The organism is Pseudomonas sp. NPDC090592 (genome assembly GCF_044769185.1).
Classification (GTDB): domain Bacteria; phylum Pseudomonadota; class Gammaproteobacteria; order Pseudomonadales; family Pseudomonadaceae; genus Aquipseudomonas.
The window spans coordinates 103,268-122,009 of sequence record NZ_JBIVXJ010000016.1; the positions used below are offsets into that span (position 1 = coordinate 103,268).

Annotated in this window: 17 protein-coding genes; 7 read left to right on the plus strand and 10 right to left on the minus strand. The window is 62.7% G+C overall.

All coding sequences use genetic code 11. The annotated features are described in order from the left end of the window. Positions 1-37: 37 nt before the first annotated feature. Together ACIQUI_RS16400 and ACIQUI_RS16405 are read left to right on the plus strand one after the other, a co-directional pair. The gene (locus ACIQUI_RS16400) at positions 38-1,309 is read left to right on the plus strand and encodes an FAD/NAD(P)-binding oxidoreductase (RefSeq protein ID WP_403200390.1); all 1,272 of its coding nucleotides are present in this window, start codon (positions 38-40) and stop codon (positions 1,307-1,309) included. Next, on the plus strand, positions 1,306-2,124 hold the full coding sequence (locus tag ACIQUI_RS16405; protein ID WP_403200393.1) for a sulfite exporter TauE/SafE family protein: 819 nt from the start codon (positions 1,306-1,308) through the stop codon (positions 2,122-2,124). The genes ACIQUI_RS16400 and ACIQUI_RS16405 overlap by 4 nt, the downstream gene beginning before the upstream one ends. Here ACIQUI_RS16405 and ACIQUI_RS16410 read toward each other — a convergent pair. Further along, positions 2,113-3,000, minus strand: a complete 888-nt coding sequence (locus ACIQUI_RS16410) for a LysR family transcriptional regulator (protein WP_403200396.1) — start codon at positions 2,998-3,000, stop codon at positions 2,113-2,115. The two genes, ACIQUI_RS16405 and ACIQUI_RS16410, sit on opposite strands and share 12 nt — an antisense overlap. Positions 3,001-3,220: 220 nt before the next feature. On the opposite strand from ACIQUI_RS16410, the gene ACIQUI_RS16415 reads away from it, so the two are divergent. Further along, the gene (locus ACIQUI_RS16415; RefSeq protein WP_403200398.1) at positions 3,221-4,867 is read left to right on the plus strand and encodes a GMC family oxidoreductase; all 1,647 of its coding nucleotides are present in this window, start codon (positions 3,221-3,223) and stop codon (positions 4,865-4,867) included. Positions 4,868-4,964: 97 nt separating this feature from the next. Next, positions 4,965-6,584, plus strand: coding sequence for an MFS transporter (locus ACIQUI_RS16420; protein WP_403200400.1), 1,620 nt, complete (start codon positions 4,965-4,967; stop codon positions 6,582-6,584). Positions 6,585-6,863: 279 nt separating this feature from the next. Here ACIQUI_RS16420 and ACIQUI_RS16425 read toward each other — a convergent pair whose 3' ends face one another. The 4 genes from ACIQUI_RS16425 to glyQ are packed head-to-tail and all read right to left on the minus strand — an operon-like array spanning position 6,864 to position 11,222. Continuing rightward, a complete protein-coding gene (locus ACIQUI_RS16425; protein ID WP_403200402.1) occupies positions 6,864-7,649 on the minus strand; it encodes a lysophospholipid acyltransferase family protein in 786 nt (261 codons plus the stop codon). A gap of 46 nt (positions 7,650-7,695) precedes the next feature. Beyond that, a complete protein-coding gene (gmhB, locus tag ACIQUI_RS16430; protein WP_391131871.1) occupies positions 7,696-8,223 on the minus strand; it encodes a D-glycero-beta-D-manno-heptose 1,7-bisphosphate 7-phosphatase in 528 nt (175 codons plus the stop codon). 3 nt (positions 8,224-8,226) lie between these two features. Further along, entirely contained in the window at positions 8,227-10,278 is a 2,052-nt protein-coding gene (gene glyS, locus ACIQUI_RS16435; protein WP_403200405.1) for a glycine--tRNA ligase subunit beta, read from the minus strand. Next, positions 10,275-11,222 (minus strand): glycine--tRNA ligase subunit alpha, encoded by a 948-nt coding sequence (glyQ, locus tag ACIQUI_RS16440; protein WP_003253126.1) that lies wholly within the window; start codon positions 11,220-11,222, stop codon positions 10,275-10,277. The genes glyS and glyQ overlap by 4 nt, the downstream gene beginning before the upstream one ends. Positions 11,223-11,305: 83 nt before the next feature. On the opposite strand from glyQ, the gene ACIQUI_RS16445 reads away from it, so the two are divergent. Next, positions 11,306-11,857 carry a DNA-3-methyladenine glycosylase I gene (locus tag ACIQUI_RS16445; RefSeq protein WP_403200408.1) on the plus strand — a complete coding sequence of 184 codons (552 nt, stop codon included), beginning with the start codon at positions 11,306-11,308 and terminating at the stop codon, positions 11,855-11,857. Between the two features lie 41 nt (positions 11,858-11,898). Then, positions 11,899-12,786 carry a lysophospholipid acyltransferase gene (locus ACIQUI_RS16450; RefSeq protein ID WP_201200344.1) on the plus strand — a complete coding sequence of 296 codons (888 nt, stop codon included), beginning with the start codon at positions 11,899-11,901 and terminating at the stop codon, positions 12,784-12,786. A 111-nt stretch (positions 12,787-12,897) separates the two neighbouring features. Here ACIQUI_RS16450 and ACIQUI_RS16455 read toward each other — a convergent pair whose 3' ends face one another. From ACIQUI_RS16455 to def, 5 genes are read right to left on the minus strand one after another with little or no spacing between them, the layout of a single operon-like run. After that, positions 12,898-13,212 carry a tetratricopeptide repeat protein gene (locus tag ACIQUI_RS16455; RefSeq protein ID WP_403200411.1) on the minus strand — a complete coding sequence of 105 codons (315 nt, stop codon included), beginning with the start codon at positions 13,210-13,212 and terminating at the stop codon, positions 12,898-12,900. Positions 13,213-13,223: 11 nt separating this feature from the next. Continuing rightward, positions 13,224-14,597, minus strand: a complete 1,374-nt coding sequence (trkA, locus tag ACIQUI_RS16460) for a Trk system potassium transporter TrkA (RefSeq protein ID WP_403200414.1) — start codon at positions 14,595-14,597, stop codon at positions 13,224-13,226. A gap of 22 nt (positions 14,598-14,619) precedes the next feature. After that, on the minus strand, positions 14,620-15,930 hold the full coding sequence (gene rsmB / locus ACIQUI_RS16465) for a 16S rRNA (cytosine(967)-C(5))-methyltransferase RsmB (protein WP_403200417.1): 1,311 nt from the start codon (positions 15,928-15,930) through the stop codon (positions 14,620-14,622). Beyond that, the gene (fmt, locus tag ACIQUI_RS16470; RefSeq protein WP_403200420.1) at positions 15,927-16,859 is read right to left on the minus strand and encodes a methionyl-tRNA formyltransferase; all 933 of its coding nucleotides are present in this window, start codon (positions 16,857-16,859) and stop codon (positions 15,927-15,929) included. The genes rsmB and fmt overlap by 4 nt, the downstream gene beginning before the upstream one ends. A gap of 60 nt (positions 16,860-16,919) precedes the next feature. Continuing rightward, complete coding sequence (def, locus tag ACIQUI_RS16475) at positions 16,920-17,426, minus strand: peptide deformylase (protein ID WP_003260000.1); 507 nt, start codon at positions 17,424-17,426, stop codon at positions 16,920-16,922. A gap of 206 nt (positions 17,427-17,632) precedes the next feature. On the opposite strand from def, the gene dprA reads away from it, so the two are divergent. Then, positions 17,633-18,730, plus strand: a complete 1,098-nt coding sequence (gene dprA / locus ACIQUI_RS16480; RefSeq protein WP_403200422.1) for a DNA-processing protein DprA — start codon at positions 17,633-17,635, stop codon at positions 18,728-18,730. The last annotated feature ends 12 nt before the right edge of the window (positions 18,731-18,742 follow it).

The following is an 18,742-nucleotide window of genomic DNA, read 5'->3' on the forward strand; positions in this document are numbered from 1 at the left end:
GCCCTGCCCCATAACCAGATTTCCAGGATTTACCGCCATGCCTGCCTTGTTGTCCTCTGCCAATACCGACCACCACAAGGTGGTCATCGTCGGTGCCGGTGCCGCCGGTATCGCCACTGCTTCCAGCCTGATCAGCCGTGACCCGTCACTCGACGTTGCCTTGATCGACCCCGCCGAAGTGCATTACTACCAACCCGGCTGGACCATGGTCGGCGCCGGCGTGTTCAACGCCCCGAGTACTGCCCGCACCATGGCCTCGACCATCCCGCGCGGTGTGCGTTGGGTCAAGGCGCGGGTGCAGGTGTTCGACCCGCTGGGCCAACTGGTGGTCCTCGAAGACGGCTCCGCCATCAGCTATGAACAGCTGGTCGTCTGCCCTGGGCTCAAACTGGACTGGGCTGCCATCGAAGGGCTCAGTGAGACCTTGGGCCGTAACGGCGTCACCTCCAACTATCGCTACGACCTGGCGCCCTACACCTGGGAGCTGGTGCAGAAGCTCAAGCAAGGCCGAGCCGTGTTCAGCCAGCCGCCCATGCCGATCAAATGTGCGGGTGCGCCGCAGAAGGCGCTGTACCTGTCGTGCGACCACTGGCTGCGTCACGGCCACCTGGGGGCGGTGAAAGCCAGCTTTTTCAATGCCGGCGCAGTGTTGTTCGGTGTGGCGGACTACGTGCCCGCGCTGATGAAGTACATTGAAAAATACGCTGTGGATCTCAACTTTTCCCACCGACTGGTAGCCGTGGATGGGCCTGGAAAGTGCGCCACCTTCGTGCGCACCTTGGCTGATGGCAGCAGCGAATCACGCACTGAAGCCTTCGACATGCTGCATGTGGTACCGCCACAGGTGGCGCCGGATTTCATTCGCGAAAGCCCATTGGCCGACAGCACCGGCTGGGTCGACGTCGACCCGCATACCCTGCGCCACCGCAAGTACACCAATATCCATGCCCTGGGTGACGTGGCCAATACCAGCAATGCCAAGACCGCTGCGGCTGCTCGCAAGCAGGCACCGGTAGTGGCCAACAACGTGCTGGTGGCGCTGGGCAGGTTGCCAACCCTGGCTCAGTACGATGGCTATGGCTCATGCCCGCTGACAGTCGAACGCGGCAAGATTGTGCTGGCCGAATTTACCTATGGCGGCAAGCTGGCACCGAGCTTCCCCAATTGGTTGCTGGATGGTCGCAAGCCGACGCGTCTGGCCTGGTTGCTCAAGGCGCAGGCGCTGCCGCCGTTGTATTGGCAGGGCATGCTGAAGGGCCGCGAGTGGCTGGCCCGCCCGCAGCCACTAGTAGCTGAGGGTAGGCAGTGATCGAACATCAATTGTTGGGCGCCGGGCTGGGCGCGATTATCGGTGCGGTGCTTGCGTTGACCGGCGCTGGCGGTGGCATTCTTGCAGTGCCGTTGCTGGTGTTTGGTTTGGGCTTGTCGATGGTCGAGGCTGCACCGGTCGGCCTGTTGGCAGTAGGCATGGCGGCGGCGGTTGGTGCGGTGCTGGGCTTGCGCCAGGGGCTGGTGCGTTATCGAGCGGCGCTGTTCATTGCGTTGATCGGCGTAGTAGCTTCGCCCTTTGGGTTGATGCTGGCTCACCACTTGCCGAATACCCCTTTGCAGTTGGTGTTCGCTGGTGTGCTGGTGTATGCCTGCCTGCGCATCTGGCGCAAGGCTGCCAAGGAATTGCGCGGCGAAACCAATGACGCTCATCGCTACATCGAACCCTGTGTACTCAACCCTTTGCAGGGCCGCTTGCGCTGGACCCTGCCCTGCGCTCGCGCCCTGGCATTCACCGGTGCTTTGTCCGGGTTGCTGTCTGGCCTGTTAGGCGTGGGTGGAGGATTCGTCATCATCCCGGCCCTCAACCGTTATACCAACCTGCGCATGGCCAGCATCGTTTCCACCTCGCTGGCAGTGATCGCCCTGGTGTCGACCGGCAGTGTGGTCAGTGCCAGCCTGGCGGGTGTGATGCACTGGCAAGTCGGTGCGCCGTTCGCCGTCGGCGCAGTGATCGGCCTGCTGCTGGCGCGGCCATTGGCAGTAAGGCTGGCAGGGCCGCGCTTGCAACAGCTGTTTGCCATGGCTGGTTGGGTTGCCGCATTGCTATTGGCTGGCAAGGCGCTATTGAGCTAACAGCTCGTCCTGTTCCGCCGCGCAAAGCGCCAGCAGGTAGTCCCACACCACCCGTAGGCGTACCGATTTGTGCAGTTCGCGGCGAGTACAGATCCAGTAGCTGCGCTGGATGGTTTCGCCAGGCAGTACACGCACCAGCGCCGGGTCGTGGCGGGCCATGTAGTTGGGCAGTACGGCGATGCCAAGCCCGGCGCGGGCAGCGGCCTGTTGGGCAATTACGCTGGTGCTGCGAAACACCACGCTCGGGGCGCGGCAGAAGCTGTTGAGAAACAGCAGCTCCTGGCTGAACAACAGGTCGTCGACGTAGCCGATCCAGCTGTGCCGGGCCAGGTCCTCGCGGTTGCGCAGGGGCGGTGCGCGGTCCAGGTAGTCGGGGCTGGCGTACAAGGCCAAGCGATAGTCGGTGAGTTTGCGGGTAATCAGCAGGTCGGCATTAGGGCGCTCCAGGTGGATGCTGATTTCGGCTTCGCGGTTGAGGATGCTGACGAAGCGCGGTACGGCGACCAGTTCCACTTCAAGGCCGGGGTAGCGCTCGAACAGTGCGTTCATGCGCGGGGTGAAGAACATGATGCCGATGCCTTCGGTCACCCCCAGGCGAATCTTGCCCAGCGGGGTGATGGCCTGGGTGATTTCTTCCTGCGCCAGCAGCGCGACGTTCTCCATGGCCTCGGCATGTTTGAGCAGGGCCTGGCCCGAGGGGGTCAGCTCGTAGCCTTGGGCATGTTGCACGAACAGCGCGGTGCCCAGGCTTTGCTCGATGCTCTCGATATGCCGGGCCACGGTGCTGTGGGTGGTATTGAGGCGCTTGGCGGCGGTAAGCAGGCGGCCGCTGCGCTGCAACTCGAGGAAAAACCGCAGATCGTTCCAGTCGAACATGCTGATCCTTTTAGGCAGTTCGTTCTGGCCTCTTCGCGGGCATGCCCGCTCCCACAGGTACAGCGAAACCCTGTGGGAGCGGGCGTGCCCGCGAAGAGGCCAGTACAGGCTACCGCTGTGCTAAAACGCACAGCGGCTGCGCGAAATCTCGTGTTCCCTCCACGAAATTACTCACTAAGATGGATCGGGACAAGAATAATAATCAGGCCCGAGGTTGCACATGCCATCAGCCGATTCTGTCTTCGACTACGTGGTCGTCGGTGCCGGTCCTGCCGGTTGCCTGCTTGCCAATCGTTTGTCCGCCGATCCGTCCTGCCGCGTCTTGTTGCTGGAAGCGGGTGGCCGCGACAACTACCCCTGGATCCACATTCCCGTGGGTTATCTCTACTGCATCGGCAACCCGCGCACCGACTGGTGCTTCAAGACCGAGGCCCAGGCTGGCCTTGGCGGTCGCGCACTGGGTTACCCGCGCGGCAAGGTGCTGGGTGGCTGTTCTTCGATCAACGGCATGATCTACATGCGCGGCCAGGCGGCCGACTATGACCGTTGGGCCGAGCAAGGCAATGACGGTTGGGCATGGAAAGATGTACTGCCGCTGTTCAAGGCCAGCGAAAACCATTTTGCTGGCGCCAGCGAGCACCACGGCGGGCACGGCGAATGGCGGGTCGAGCGCCAGCGCTACAGCTGGCCGATCCTCGATGCGTTCCGTGATGCTGCCGAGCAAAGCGGTATCGGCAAGGTGGATGACTTCAACACCGGCGACAACCAAGGCTGTGGATATTTTCAGGTCAACCAGCGCAGTGGCGTGCGCTGGAATGCCTCCAAAGCCTTCCTGCGGCCGATAAAGAATCGCCCCAATCTCACCGTGCTGACCGGCGTTCAGGTTGACCAGGTACTGCTCAACAACACCCGGGCGCGGGCCGTGAAAGCATTTTGGCAAGGCGCCTGGCATGAGTTTGCGGCGCGGCGCGAGATCATCCTTTGCGCTGGCGCCGTGGGGTCACCCGGTATTCTGCAGCGCTCCGGCATCGGCCCGCGCCAGCTGCTGGAAAGCCTGGGTATCGGCGTCCGCCACGACATGCCGGGGGTTGGTGGCAACCTTCAGGACCACCTGCAACTGCGCCTGATCTACCAGATCCGCAACACCCGCACGTTGAACCAGATGGCCAACAGCCTGTGGGGCAAGATGGGCATGGGCCTGCGTTACCTGTATGACCGCAGCGGCCCGCTGGCAATGGCGCCAAGCCAACTGGGTGCGTTCGTGCGTTCAAGCCCCGAGCATGCCACCGCCAATGTGCAGTACCACGTGCAGCCGCTGTCACTGGAGCGTTTCGGCGAGCCGCTGCATCAGTTCCCGGCGTTCACCGCCTCGGTGTGCAACTTGCGCCCGGCCAGCCGGGGGCGTATCGACATTCGCAGTACCGACATGAACAGCACACCGCTGATCGACCCCAATTACCTCAGTGACCCACAGGACCTGCGCGTCGCTGCCGATTCCATTCGTCTTACCCGGCGTATCGTCCAGGCCCCGGCCCTCGCCGCATTCGCGCCCAGGGAGTACCTGCCCGGGCCAGCCCTGCAAACCGAAGAACAATTGTTTGAAGCAGCCGGCCAGATCGGCACGACCATCTTCCACCCCGTCGGTACTTGCCGCATGGGCAACGGGGCCATGGACGTTGTGGATAACCAGCTGCGCGTACATGGTATCCCCGGCCTGCGCGTGGCCGACGCTTCGATCATGCCGAACATCACCTCCGGCAATACCTGTTCACCTACCCTGATGATCGCCGAGAAGGCGGCGCAACTGATCCTCAAAGGAGCTGCTACCCAGACCTATTTGAACGAAGACGCAATACCGACCCCCTGACCCGGGTGCGTGCAACACCGGCGGCTCGCGGTCAAAAGCCGCCGACAGTGGAACAAAAAGAATAATCACTGTGGCCTGCGGGCCGAGGACAGCAACGATGTCGGATTACATCCAAGAGCAGGGTGCGGCAGCCAGCAGCTCCAGCAGCCGTGAAGAACGCAAGATCATTTTCGCGTCATCCCTCGGCACGGTTTTCGAGTGGTATGACTTTTTTCTCTATGGTGCGTTGGCAGCAGTCATCAGCAAGCAGTTCTTCGCTGGGGTGAACGACACCACCGCCTTCATTTTCGCCCTCATGGCCTTTGCCGCCGGCTTCCTGGTGCGGCCGTTCGGTGCATTGGTGTTTGGCCGCCTGGGCGACATGATTGGCCGCAAGTACACCTTCCTGGTCACCATCGTGCTGATGGGCCTGTCCACATTCGCCGTGGGGCTGTTGCCCACTTATGCCAGTATCGGCATTGCTGCACCGATCATCCTGGTGATCCTGCGCATGTTGCAGGGGCTGGCGCTGGGCGGTGAGTACGGCGGTGCCGCCACTTATGTGGCCGAACATGCGCCCCAGGGCAAACGGGGCTTCTACACCGGTTTCATCCAGTCCACCGCCACCCTTGGCCTGTTGCTGTCGCTGCTGGTGGTGCTGGGTAGCCGCTATATCAGTGGCGACCAGTTCGAAACCTGGGGCTGGCGCTTGCCGTTCCTGCTGTCGATCGTACTGCTGGCCATTTCCACCTGGATCCGCATGAGCATGCACGAGTCGCCGGCGTTCGTGAAAATGAAGGCCCAAGGCAAGGTCAGCAAGTCGCCGATCCGTGAGTCGTTCACCTCCTGGCCGAACCTGAAAGTGGTGCTCACCGCCCTGTTCAGCATCAACGCCGGGCAAGCCGTGACCTTCTACACGGCGCAGTTCTACGTGTTGTTCTTCATGACCCAGATGTTGAAGATGGACCCGGCCCAGGCCAACACACTGCTGATTATCAGTGTGGTGATCGGTGCGCCGTTCTTTGTGATCTTCGGCTGGTTGTCTGACCGTATCGGCCGCAAGCCGATCCTGATGCTCGGCCTGTTGCTGGCCACCGTGCTGTACTTCCCGCTGTTCAAGGCGCTAAGCCATTACGCCAACCCGCAGATCGACGCTGCCAGCCGGCAGGCGCCGATCGTGGTCACCGCCGACCCGCAAGGCTGCACCTTCCAGTTCGACCCGGTGGGCAAGGCACGTTTCGACAGCCCATGTGACAAGGTCAAGACGTTCCTGGTCAAGCAGGGCCTGCCGTACAGTTCGGTGAGCGTGGCTGGCAGTGATGTGGTGGTGAACATCGGTGACAAGGCCATCAATGGTTTCGACGAAACCGCCATGCGTACGGCAATCGAGAAGGCTGGCTACCCGGCAAAGGCCGACCCGGCGCAGGTCAACCAGGTGATGGTGGTGGTATTGATCGTGGCCATGATCCTGATCGCCACCATGACCTATGGCCCGTTGGCAGCGGTGATGGTCGAGCTGTTCCCGACCCGCATCCGCTACACCTCGATGTCCCTGCCCTACCATATTGGCAATGGCTGGTTTGGCGGCTTCCTGCCAACGGTGTCGTTCGCGTTGGTGGTTTACACGGGGGATATCTTCTACGGGCTGTGGTATCCGGTGCTGGTCACCGGGATCAGCCTGGTGGTGGGGATCTTCTGCCTGAAAGAAACCAAGGATGTGGACCTCGACAAGGTCTGATACTGCCTTCAATGGCCCTATCGCTGGCAAGCCAGCTCCCACAGGGTATCCACAAAAGCTGAAGCCAGCGCAGTACCTGTGGGAGCTGGCTTGCCGGCGATAGGGCCAGAAAACTCCATAAAAAAACCGGCTGTAAAAGCCGGTTTTCTTATGCCCCGAAAAAACTTATGCACGTTTTTCAGAAAAATGTAACACGCTGAAATAAACAGCTAATTCAATTACTTAGCGATCACTTCAAGCATTCTATCGAAAAACTGCTCACAAGTTATCCACAGATGCTCAGGCCATCTGCTCCTGCGGTTTTTCTTCTGCTGGCGGCAGCGAACCCATGGCCCGCTGGGTCGCTTCGTTCCACGCCTGAGCGCGGTCGTTGAGCTCGGCGATGGCCCGTGGCCCGGTGCCGTTGGCGTACATCGGCTCGCCAATCACCACCTCGATGGTGCCGGAGCGCTTGCCCCAGCCGGTCTTCGGCCAGAATTTGCCGGCGTTGTGGGCGATCGGCAGCACCGGCAACCCCGCATTCACCGCCAGCGCAGTGCCGCCGCGCGAGAACTTGCCGACCGTGCCGAACGGCACGCGGGTACCCTCCGGGAAGATCAGTACCCAGGTTTTCTGCTTGAGCAGCTCATCACCCTTGCTCGCCACCTGGCGCAGCGCTTCCTTGGGGTTGTCGCGGTTGATCGCGATCGGCCGCAGCATGGCCATGGCCCAACCAAAGAACGGCACGTAAAGCAGCTCGCGCTTGAGCACCTGGCTCAGCGGCGAAAAGTACTGGGAAAGGAAGAACGTTTCCCAGGTGCTCTGGTGGTTGGACAGGATCACGCAGGGCTCATTGGGCACGTTCTCGGCGCCAGTGACCTTGTAGTCGATGCCGAGGATGGTACGCACCAGGAACAGCGCGCAGCGGCACCAGTACACGTTGATGAACGTGTAGCGCTTGGGGAACGACAGGAATGGCGCGACGAAGAAGCTCAGCGAGCACCACAGCAGCGAACTGGTGCCCAGCAGCAGGTAAAAAAGAAAGATTCTGATCGCCTGCAGGATCGACATAGTGGCTTGTACCATTGCGGGGCATGCCCGCCTGAGAAAAATGCGCCAAAAGGCGCACTGTTTAAATTAGTTCTCTGGCGATAGCAGCCAGATCGTCGAAAATCAGTGTAGTTTCCGGGACACCTTTTTCCAGGGTCCGCTCGCCCTTGCCGGTTTTTACCAACACGGGTTGTGCACCGACGGCCAGAGCGGCCTCCAGGTCACCTTTGCTGTCTCCGATGAACCAGACGCCCTCAAGGCCAACCTGGTAATGCTCGGCGATCGCCCGCAGCATGCCAGGCTTGGGCTTGCGGCAATCGCAGCCTTCATCCGGCCCATGCGGGCAATACACGATATGGCCCACTTCGCCGCCCTGCTCGGCCACCAGCGCGCGCAGGCGCGCGTGCATGGCCTCGAGGGTTGCCAGTGTGTAATAGCCACGGGCAATGCCGGACTGGTTGGTGGCCACGGCCACGGTCCAGCCCGCTTTGCTCAACTGCGCGATGGCCTCGACCGAGCCAGGGATCGGTACCCATTCTTCCAGCGTCTTGATGTAGGCGTCGGAGTCATGGTTGATCACCCCGTCACGGTCGAGAATCAGCAGTTTCAAGGCTTACCCCAGCAGCGAAATGTCAGCCACACCCAGGAACAAGCCGCGCAGGCGGCTGAGCAGGGCATAACGGTTGGCACGTACCTTGGCGTCTTCGGCGTTGACCATCACTGCCTCGAAGAAGGCATCGACCGGGTCACGCAAGGCGGCCAGGCGGGCCAGCGACTCGCTGTACTGGCGTGCAGCAGCCATCGGTTGCACGGCCTGGTCGGCCTGCTGGATGGCCGAGTACAGGGAGAACTCGTTGGCGTTATCGAAGTACTTCGGCTCGACCTGTTCGGCGATGGCGCCTTCGGCTTTGCTCAGCAGGTTCGACACACGTTTGTTCACCGCAGCCAGGGCTTCGGCTTCCGGCAACTTGCGGAACGCCTGTACGGCCTGAACGCGCTGGTCGAAGTCCAGGGCAGAGCCCGGCTGCAGGGCACGCACCGACAGGTAGGTGGCCACATCGATGCCTTCGTCTTCGTAACGCGCACGCAGGCGGTCGAAGATGAACTCCAGTACCTGCTCGGACAAACCGGCAGCCTTGACCTTGGCACCGAACTGCTTGACCGCGAACTCGACCGCACCGGTCAGGTTCAGGTCCAGCTGCTTCTCGATCAGGATCCGCAGCACGCCCAGGGCGGCACGGCGCAGGGCGTACGGGTCTTTGCTGCCGGTAGGCAGCATGCCGATGCCGAAGATGCCAACCAGGGTATCGAGCTTGTCGGCGATGGCCACGGCAGCACCCGTCAGGGTCTGCGGCAGCTCGGCGCCAGCACCGCGCGGCATGTACTGCTCGTTCAGGGCCAGGGCGACGTCTTGCGGCTCACCGTCGTTGAGCGCGTAGTAGTAACCGGCAACACCCTGCATTTCAGGGAACTCGCCGACCATCTCGGTGGCCAGGTCGCACTTGGACAGCAGGCCGGCACGGCCGGCGCGCTGGGCGTCACCGCCGATCAGCGGGGCGATGAAGGCGGCCAGTTTGGAAACGCGCTCGGCCTTGTCGTACACAGTGCCCAGCTGAGCCTGGAACACCACGTTCTTCAGGCGCTCGTTGAAGGTTTCCAGCGGCTGCTTCTTGTCCTGCTTGAAGAAGAACTCGGCGTCGGTCAGGCGTGGGCGCACGACCTTCTCGTTGCCTTGCACGATCTGCTTCGGATCGCGGCTTTCGACGTTGGCCACGGTGATGAAGCGCGGCAGCAGCTTGCCTTCGCTGTCCAGCAGGCAGAAGTACTTCTGGTTGTCCTGCATGGTGGTAATCAGGGCTTCTTGCGGCACTTCGAGGAAACGCTCCTCGAACGAGCACACCAGCGGCACCGGCCATTCGACCAGGGCAGTCACTTCGTCCAGCAGCGCCGGCGGCACGATGGCGGTGCCTTCCTGCTGCATGGCCAGCTCGGCGGTACGCTTGCTGATCAGCTCGCGGCGCTCGGCGAAGTCGGCCAGCACGTAGGCTTTGCGCAAGTCTTCGACATAGTTGGCCGGGGTGGTGATGGTGACATTTTCCGGGTGATGGAAGCGGTGGCCACGGGATTCACGGCCGGCTTGTTGCGACAGGATGGTGCAGTCGACCACCTGGTCGCCCAGCAGCATCACCAGCCATTGGGTCGGGCGCACGAACTCTTCACGGCTGGCCGCCCAGCGCATGCGCTTGGGAATCGGCAGGTCGTTGAGCGAATCTTCGACGATGGTTGGCAGCAGGCCGGCAGTGGCCTTGCCCGGAATGTGCTGGGAGAAGCGCAGCTTGGGGCCGCTCTGGTCGATTTCGGCCAGCTCCACGCCGCACTTCTTGGCAAAGCCGAGGGCCGCCTGGGTTGGCTCGCCGTCTTTGAAAGCAGCCTGCAGGGGTGGGCCGTCGATGTTGATGCTGCGGTCAGGCTGCTGCACGTCCAGCTGGCGAATCAGCACGGCCAGGCGGCGCGGCGCGGCATACACCTGCTTGCCGGTGTAGTTCAGGCCAGCGGCTTGCAGGCCTTTCTCGATACCGGCCAGGAAGGCGTCGCCAAGGCTGGCGAGGGCTTTCGGCGGCAGCTCTTCGGTGCCCAGTTCTACCAGGAAATCTTGAGCACTCATTGTGCAGCCTCCAGCTTAGCCAACACTTCGTCACGCAGTTCAGGGGTGGCCATCGGGAAGCCCAGGCGTGCGCGGGCTTGCAGATAGCTTTGCGCCACGTCCCGGGCCAGGGTACGTACACGCAGGATGTAACGCTGGCGCTCGGTTACCGAGATGGCGCGGCGGGCGTCCAGCAGGTTGAAGGTGTGCGAGGCCTTCAGGACCATTTCGTAGGTCGGCAGCGGCAGCTCCAGCTTGATCAGGCGGTTGGCTTCGCTTTCGTAGAAGTCGAACAGTTCGAACAGCTTGTCGACATTGGCGTGTTCGAAGTTGTAGGTCGACTGCTCCACCTCGTTCTGGTGGAACACATCGCCGTAGGTGACTTTGCCGAACGGGCCGTCGGCCCACACCAGGTCGTACACCGAGTCGACGCCCTGGATATACATGGCCAGGCGCTCCAGGCCATAGGTGATTTCACCGGTGACCGGGTAGCACTCGATGCCGCCTACCTGCTGGAAGTAGGTGAACTGGGTCACTTCCATGCCGTTCAGCCAGATTTCCCAGCCCAGGCCCCAGGCGCCCAGGGTCGGCGACTCCCAATTGTCTTCGACAAAGCGAATGTCGTGGACCAGCGGGTCCAGGCCAATGGCTTTCAGCGAGCCGAGGTACAGCTCCTGGAAGTTGGCCGGGTTTGGTTTGAGCACTACCTGGAACTGGTAGTAGTGCTGCAGGCGGTTGGGGTTTTCGCCATACCGCCCGTCGGCAGGGCGACGGCTAGGCTGCACGTAGGCGGCGTTCCAGGTTTCTGGACCCACGGCGCGCAGGAATGTAGCGGTGTGGAAAGTGCCGGCGCCTACTTCCATATCGTAGGGCTGAAGCACCACACAACCTTGAGCTGCCCAGTAGTTTTGCAGGGCGAGGATCAGGTCTTGGAAGGTACGCACGGCAGGCGTAGGCTGGCTCACGAAATTCACCTGTATCTGGGGATGCGGATGTAAAGAGCGGGAGTATAACCTGATTCGCCTCGCCCTCTACTCATTGGAGCCTTATGCCACGCTGCTTTTGGTGTACCGACGATCCGTTGTACCAGGCCTACCACGACCAGGAATGGGGAACGCCACAGCGCGACCCGGCGTTGCTCTTCGAGATGCTTTTGCTCGAAGGGTTCCAGGCAGGCCTTTCGTGGATCACTGTTTTGCGCAAACGCGAGCGTTATCGCGAAGTGATGCACGGCTTCGACCCGGTGAAACTGGCGGTCATGAGCGACGAACGCATCGAAGAACTGATGCAGGATGCCGGCATCATCCGCAACCGCCTCAAGCTCAAGACTGCAAGGCGCAATGCCCAGGCCTGGCTGGCTGTGGATAACCCTGCCGAATGGCTGTGGTCGTTCGTGGGTGGTGCGCCGAAGATCAACCATTTCACCGGCCGCAGCGACGTGCCGGCAGTTACCGATGAAGCCAAGGCCATGAGCAAGGCCTTGCAGAAAGCCGGTTTCACGTTTGTCGGGCCGACTATTTGCTATGCCTTCATGCAAGCTACCGGCATGGTCATGGACCACACCACCGATTGCGATCGCTACCCCGCCTTGTTGCGCTGAGGGGTTACAATGCGCGCCTTGCTGAAATAAGGAATTCGCCTGTGGAAAAGTTCAAGGGCGCCCTGATGGTCGGGGTGCTGCGCCTGTTTGCCAAGCTGCCCTGGGGCGCTGTGCAGCGCGTGGGTGCCGGTATCGGCTGGCTGATGTGGAAGATCCCCAACGGTTCGCGCAACGTGGTGCGGATCAACCTGGCCAAGTGCTTCCCCGAAATGGACCCGGTTGCCCGTGAGCAACTGGTCGGCCAGGCCCTGCGCGATATCGGCAAATCCTTTGTCGAAAGCGCCTGCGCCTGGATCTGGCCACCGCAGCGTTCGCTGGAGCTGGTCAAGGAAGTGCATGGCCTGGAAGTGCTGGAGCAGGCCTTGGCCTCGGGCAAGGGCGTGGTGGGGATCACCAGCCACCTGGGCAACTGGGAGGTGCTGAACCACTTCTACTGCAACCAGTGCAAACCGATCATCTTCTACCGCCCGCCGAAGCTCAAGGCGGTGGATGACCTGCTGCGCGAGCAGCGTGTGCAGATGGGCAACCGCGTGGCGCCTTCGACCAAGGAAGGCATTCTCAGCGTGATCAAGGAAGTACGCCGGGGTGGCCAGGTGGGCATTCCGGCCGACCCGGAGCCGGCGGAATCGGCTGGTGTGTTCGTACCGTTCCTCGGTACCCAGGCGCTGACCAGCAAGTTCGTGCCGAACATGCTGGCGGGCGGCAAGGCGGTGGGGGTGTTCCTGCATGCCTTGCGGCTGCCGGATGGCTCGGGCTTCAAGGTGTTCCTGGAAGCTGCGCCAGAAGAGATGTACAGCACCGACGTGAACGTGTCGGCGGCGGCGATGAGCAAGGTGGTCGAGCGCTATGTGCGTGAATACCCGAGCCAATACATGTGGAGCATGAAGCGCTTCAAGAAGCGCCCGGCTGGCGAGCCGCGCTGGTACTAAGCCTTTCACCTTACCCTGTGGGAGCGGGCGCGCCCGCGAACACCGGCGCAGCCGGTGCCATCCACCGCGTCGCCTGATTCGCGGGCATGCCCGCTCCCACAGGGGGCCGCGTTAACCTGACGTTTTGTTGAGCTTCTTCAGGAACACGGCCATCTCTTTCTCGGCCTGCTTGTCCCCATGGGCCTGCGCAGCAACGATCCCGTCCTCCCAGGCCTTGCGCGCCGCCGCCAGGTCACCGACCAGCTGATACGCCTTCCCCAGCAGCTTCCAGGCCGCCGAATACTTCGGGTCCTGCTCCACACAGCGTGCCAGGTGCACTGCCGCTTCAGCGCCATTGCCTTCATCCAGCCAGGCCTTGCCCAGGCCAAAGCGCAACAGCGGGTTATCCACACCCTTGGCCAGCATCTTCTCCAGCGATTCGCGCATGCCCTCTTCTCCTAGAAGAAACTCAAGCCGACGTGGAACAGCTTTTCCACATCGCGAATTTGCTTTTTATCCACAACGAACAGGATCACATGGTCACCCGATTCGATCATGGTGTCGTCGTGGGCGATCATCACCTCTTCATCACGGATGATCGCGCCAATGGTGGTGCCCGGCGGCAGGGCGATGTCCTCGATGGCTTTGCCCACCACCTTGCTCGACTTCGCATCCCCGTGCGCCACCGCCTCGATGGCCTCGGCCGCGCCACGGCGCAGCGAGTGCACACTCACGATGTCGCCTCGGCGCACGTGCGCCAGCAGGGTGCCGATGGTGGCCAGCTGGGGGCTGATGGCGATGTCGATATCGCCGCCCTGTACCAGGTCGACATAGGCCGGGTTGTTGATGATGGTCATCACCTTGCCCGCGCCCAGGCGCTTGGCCAGCAGCGACGACATGATGTTGGCTTCGTCGTCGTTGGTCAGGGCCAGGAAAATATCGGCATCGGCGATGTTCTCTTCGAGCATCAGGTCCTTGTCCGAAGCGCTGCCCTGCAATACCACGGTGCTTTCCAGGGTATCGGAGAGGTGCCGGCAACGGGCCGGGCTCATTTCGATGATCTTTACCTGGTAGCGGCTTTCGATGGCTTCGGCCAAACGCTCGCCAATCTGCCCGCCTCCGGCAATGACAATGCGCTTATTGGTCTCGTCAATGCGGCGCAGTTCGCCCATCACCGCACGTATATCCTTCTTCGCGGCAATGAAGAACACTTCGTCGTCCGCTTCGATCACCGTGTCGCCACGCGGGGTGATCGGCCGGTCGCGGCGGAAGATCGCCGCCACGCGGGTGTCGACGTTGGGCATGTGCGCACGGATCTGGCGCAGTTGCTGGCCGACCAGCGGGCCGCCGTAGTAAGCCTTCACTGCCACCAGCTGGACCTTGCCTTCGGCAAAGTCGATCACCTGCAGCGAGCCCGGGTGTTCGATCAGGCGCTTGATGTAATTGGTCACCACTTGCTCAGGGCTGATCAGTACATCCACCGGGATATGGTCGTTGTCGAACAGCTCTTCGCGGGTGAGGTAGGCGGACTCGCGCACCCGGGCGATCTTGGTCGGGGTGTGGAACAGCGAGTAGGCCACCTGGCAGGCGACCATGTTGGTTTCATCGCTGTTGGTTACCGCCACCAGCATGTCGGCGTCGTCGGCCCCGGCCTGGCGCAGCACCGTCGGCAACGAGCCGCGGCCCTGCACGGTGCGGATGTCCAGGCGGTCGCCAAGGTCGCGCAGGCGGTCGCCATCGGTGTCGACCACGGTGATGTCGTTGGCTTCGCTGGCCAGGTGCTCTGCCAGCGTACCGCCTACCTGGCCTGCGCCGAGGATGATGATCTTCATCCGCTACTCCCTACTTTTCTTCTTATCCGCGTGAGGCGGCGATCTTGATCAGCTTGGCATAGTAGAAACCGTCGTGGCCGCCTTGCTGGGCCAGCAACTGGCGGCCGTGGGGCTGGCGCAGGCCGGCTTCGGTGGCCAGGTCCAGCTCACGGGCGCCCGGGGTGCGGGCCAGGAAGGCATCGATCACTTCGGTGTTCTCGGTTGGCAGGCTGGAGCAGGTGGCGTACAGCAGCATGCCGCCCACCTCCAGGGTCGGCCACAAGGCATCCAGCAGCTCGCCTTGCAGCGTGGCCAGGGCCGGAATGTCGTCGGCCTGGCGGGTCAGCTTGATGTCCGGGTGGCGGCGGATCACGCCGGTGGCCGAGCACGGGGCATCGAGCAGGATGCGCTGGAACGGCTTGCCGTCCCACCAGCTGGCGGTGTCGCGGGCATCGCAGGCGATCAGTTCGGCGTCCAGCTGCAGGCGGTCGAGGTTTTCCCGCACACGGGTCAGGCGCTTGGCTTCGAGGTCGATGGCCGTCATGTGGGCCAGGCCGGGTTCGGCCTCCAGCAGGTGGCAGGTTTTGCCGCCTGGGGCACAGCAGGCGTCGAGCACGCGCTGGCCGGGGGCCAGTTCGAGCAGGTCGGCGGACAGCTGCGCGGCTTCGTCCTGCACGCTGACCCAGCCTTCGGCGAAGCCTGGCAGGCCGCGCACGTCGCAGGCCTCGGCCAGCACGATGCCGTCACGGCTGTACTGGCAGGCGCTGGCGCCAATGCCCGCCTCGGCCAGCAGCGCCAGGTAGGCATCGCGGCTGTGGTGGCGGCGGTTGACCCGCAAGATCATCGGCGGGTGGGCATTGTTGGCGGCGCAGATGGCTTCCCACTGCTCCGGCCAGAAGGCCTTCAGCGACTTTTGCAGCCAGCGCGGGTGGGCGGTGCGCACCACCGGGTCGCGCTCCATGTCAGCCAGTAATGCTTCGCCTTCGCGCTGGGCGCGGCGCAGCACGGCATTGAGCAGGCCCTTGGCCCACGGCTTCTTCAGCTTGTCGGCGCAGCCGACGGTTTCGCCGATGGCAGCGTGGGCCGGAATACGGCTGTAGAACAGCTGGTACAGGCCGACCAGCAGCAGCGCCTGCACGTCGGCGTCAGCGGCCTTGAACGGCTTCTGCAGCAATTGCGCGGCCAGCAGGTCGAGGCGTGGCTGCCAGCGTGCGGTACCGAACGCCAGGTCCTGGGTCAGGCCACGGTCGCGCTCATCGACCTTGTCCAGTTGTGCAGGCAGCGAGCTGTTCAGCGACGCCTTGCCGCTGAGTACAGCGGCAAGGGCGCGGGCGGCGGCGAGGCGCGGGTTCATTGGCCCAGTACCTTGCCAGCGGCGAATTTCTCGCGGCGGCTGTTGAACAGGTCGCTGAAGTTCAGCGCCTTGCCGCCAGGCAGTTGCAGGCGGGTTAGGCTCAGCGCCTGGTCACCGCAGGCGACGACCAGGCCGTCCTTGCTGGCCGAGAGGATTTCGCCGGGGGCGCCCTTGCCTGTGGACAGGTTGGCGGCCAGCACCTTCACACTTTCGCCATCGAGGGTGCTGTGGCACACCGGCCATGGATTGAAGGCGCGGATCAGGCGCTCCAGCTCGACGGCCGGGCGGCTCCAGTCGATGCGTGCTTCGTCTTTGTTCAGCTTGTGCGCGTAGGTAGCCAGGGCGTCGTCCTGCACTTCACCTTGCAGCGACCCGTCGGCCAGGCCGGCAATGGCCTGCACCACTGCGGGCGGGCCCATTTGCGCGAGGCGGTCGTGCAGGCTGCCGCCGGTGTCGTCCGCGCTGATCGGGGTGACCACCTTGAGCAGCATCGGGCCGGTGTCCAGGCCAGCTTCCATGCGCATCACCGTCACGCCGCTCTCGGCGTCGCCGGCTTCCACGGCGCGCTGGATCGGCGCCGCACCGCGCCAGCGCGGCAGCAGCGAGGCGTGGCTGTTGATGCAGCCCAGGCGCGGGATATCCAGCACCGCCTGCGGCAGGATCAGCCCGTAGGCGACCACCACCATCAGGTCTGGCTTGAGCGCGGCCAGTTCGGCCTGGGCATCGGCGTTGCGCAGCGTCTGTGGCTGGAACACCGGGATGTCATGGGCCACGGCCAGCGCCTTGACGGCGCTCGGCATCAGCTTCTGGCCACGCCCGGCAGGCCGGTCAGGCTGGGTGTAGACGGCCACGATCTGGTACGGGCTGTCGAGCAGGGCCTTGAGGTGTTCGGCGGCAAACTCTGGAGTGCCTGCAAAGACGATGCGCATGGAGTTCTCGCTTCAAAAAAGAAAAAGGCTTGCCGGAGCAAGCCTTCTGGAAGGTGGGGATCAGGCTTGCTGGCGGTGCTGCTTTTCCAGCTTCTTCTTGATCCGGTCGCGCTTGAGCTGCGACAGGTAGTCAACGAACAGCTTGCCGTTGAGGTGATCGAATTCGTGCTGCACGCACACCGCCAGCAGGCCTTCGCATTCCAGCTCGTACGGCTTGCCGTCGCGGTCCTGGGCCTTGACCCGTACCCGCAGCGGGCGGTCGACGTTCTCGTAGAAGCCCGGTACCGACAGGCAGCCTTCCTGGTACTGGCCCATGTCGTGGGTCAGCTCTTCAACCGTTGGGTTGATGAAGACACGCGGCTCGCTGCGGTCTTCGCTGAGGTCCATGACCACGACCTGCTGGTGCACGTTGACCTGGGTCGCGGCCAGGCCGATGCCCGGGGCTTCGTACATGGTTTCAAACATGTCGTCGATGAGCTGACGCAGGGCGTCGTCGAACACCGTCACCGGCTTGGCGATGGTGCGCAGGCGCGGGTCCGGGAATTCGAGAATGTTCAAGATGGCCATAAGGTCAGGCAGTCACTGTGCGTTCGGTTGAAAACTGAGCACACATAATAAAGGGAAACGGGGATTTCGGCACCTGGCAAGGTCATCTAGGGTGTCTATGGGCGTAATAGCCCCCAGCCAATGGACAGCTTTTCAAAGTATTACCCACAAAGTTATCCACAGATTGTGCCACGTAAATGGCCCTGTTTTGATCAAGGATGATCGCCATGCCGATTCACCATTCGTCGCCTTGCCATCCGGCCGAGCTAGAGGCCCGGTTACGTCTTCACCGCCTTCCCGATACCGGGTTGAGACGCTTTCGCAACCTGATCGATGCCTTTGGCAGTGCCTCCTCGGCGCTAAGCGCGCCGGCTTCGGCCTGGCGAGCACTGGGTATCAACCAGGCTGCGATCGATGCCCGGCGCAGTGCCGAGGTGCGCGATGGCGCCCTGGCTGCAATGGCCTGGTTAGAGCGCCCGGGCCAGCAATTACTGATGTGGGACGACCCTGACTACCCTGCGCTGCTGGCGGAAATCGACGATGCCCCGCCGCTGCTTTTTGTTGCCGGTGAACCGGCGCTACTAAACCGTCCGCAGCTGGCAATTGTGGGTAGCAGGCGTGCCACACCCCCGGCGCTGGATACCGCTGGCGCATTTTCCCGTTACCTCGCACAGGCAGGGTTCATCATTACCAGCGGGTTGGCTGTGGGCATCGATGGCGCCGCTCATCGGGCGGCGATGCAGGCTGGAGGGGGCACGATCGGCGTCCTTGGCACGGGGTTGCAAAAACTTTATCCACAGCGCCATCGCGAACTGGCCAAGGCGATGATCGATAGCGGCAGCGCACTGGTTTCCGAGTACCCGCTGGATGCCGGGCCCCTGCCTGGCAACTTTCCACGACGCAATCGCATCATCAGCGGCCTGTCGTTGGGTGTGCTGGTGGTCGAGGCCAGCCTGGCCAGTGGCTCGCTGATCACTGCGCGGTTAGCGGCCGAGCAAGGTCGCGAGGTCTATGCCATACCGGGCTCCATTCACCACCCAGGGGCCAAGGGCTGCCACCAGCTGATTAGGGATGGCGCGCTACTGGTGGAAACCGTGGAACAGATAATGGAAACCTTGCAGGGCTGGCAGAACCTGCCGCCGGCAATTGTGGAGAGATTCGAGCATCCCCTGCTTGCCCTGCTGCATGCTGCGCCACAGACCAGCGAAAGCCTGGCCCATTGCAGTGAGCTATCGCTGGCCGAAGTGCTGGCGCAGCTGACCGAGCTTGAGCTGGAAGGCCGGGTAAGCAATGAAGCCGGGCGTTGGTTTGCCCGTGCGGGCTAAGTACACTGCACA

What these genes read in the sequence shown, in the direction of transcription:
- ACIQUI_RS16400 (WP_403200390.1), top strand. Translation starts at nt 38, where the DNA reads ATGCCTGCCTTGTTGTCCTCTGCCAATACCGACCACCACAAGGTGGTC.
- ACIQUI_RS16410 (WP_403200396.1), bottom strand. Translation starts at nt 3,000, where the DNA reads ATGTTCGACTGGAACGATCTGCGGTTTTTCCTCGAGTTGCAGCGCAGC.
- ACIQUI_RS16415 (WP_403200398.1), top strand. Translation starts at nt 3,221, where the DNA reads ATGCCATCAGCCGATTCTGTCTTCGACTACGTGGTCGTCGGTGCCGGT.
- ACIQUI_RS16420 (WP_403200400.1), top strand. Translation starts at nt 4,965, where the DNA reads ATGTCGGATTACATCCAAGAGCAGGGTGCGGCAGCCAGCAGCTCCAGC.
- ACIQUI_RS16425 (WP_403200402.1), bottom strand. Translation starts at nt 7,649, where the DNA reads ATGGTACAAGCCACTATGTCGATCCTGCAGGCGATCAGAATCTTTCTT.
- glyS (WP_403200405.1), bottom strand. Translation starts at nt 10,278, where the DNA reads ATGAGTGCTCAAGATTTCCTGGTAGAACTGGGCACCGAAGAGCTGCCG.
- ACIQUI_RS16445 (WP_403200408.1), top strand. Translation starts at nt 11,306, where the DNA reads ATGCCACGCTGCTTTTGGTGTACCGACGATCCGTTGTACCAGGCCTAC.
- ACIQUI_RS16455 (WP_403200411.1), bottom strand. Translation starts at nt 13,212, where the DNA reads ATGCGCGAATCGCTGGAGAAGATGCTGGCCAAGGGTGTGGATAACCCG.
- trkA (WP_403200414.1), bottom strand. Translation starts at nt 14,597, where the DNA reads ATGAAGATCATCATCCTCGGCGCAGGCCAGGTAGGCGGTACGCTGGCA.
- rsmB (WP_403200417.1), bottom strand. Translation starts at nt 15,930, where the DNA reads ATGAACCCGCGCCTCGCCGCCGCCCGCGCCCTTGCCGCTGTACTCAGC.
- fmt (WP_403200420.1), bottom strand. Translation starts at nt 16,859, where the DNA reads ATGCGCATCGTCTTTGCAGGCACTCCAGAGTTTGCCGCCGAACACCTC.
- def (WP_003260000.1), bottom strand. Translation starts at nt 17,426, where the DNA reads ATGGCCATCTTGAACATTCTCGAATTCCCGGACCCGCGCCTGCGCACC.
- dprA (WP_403200422.1), top strand. Translation starts at nt 17,633, where the DNA reads ATGCCGATTCACCATTCGTCGCCTTGCCATCCGGCCGAGCTAGAGGCC.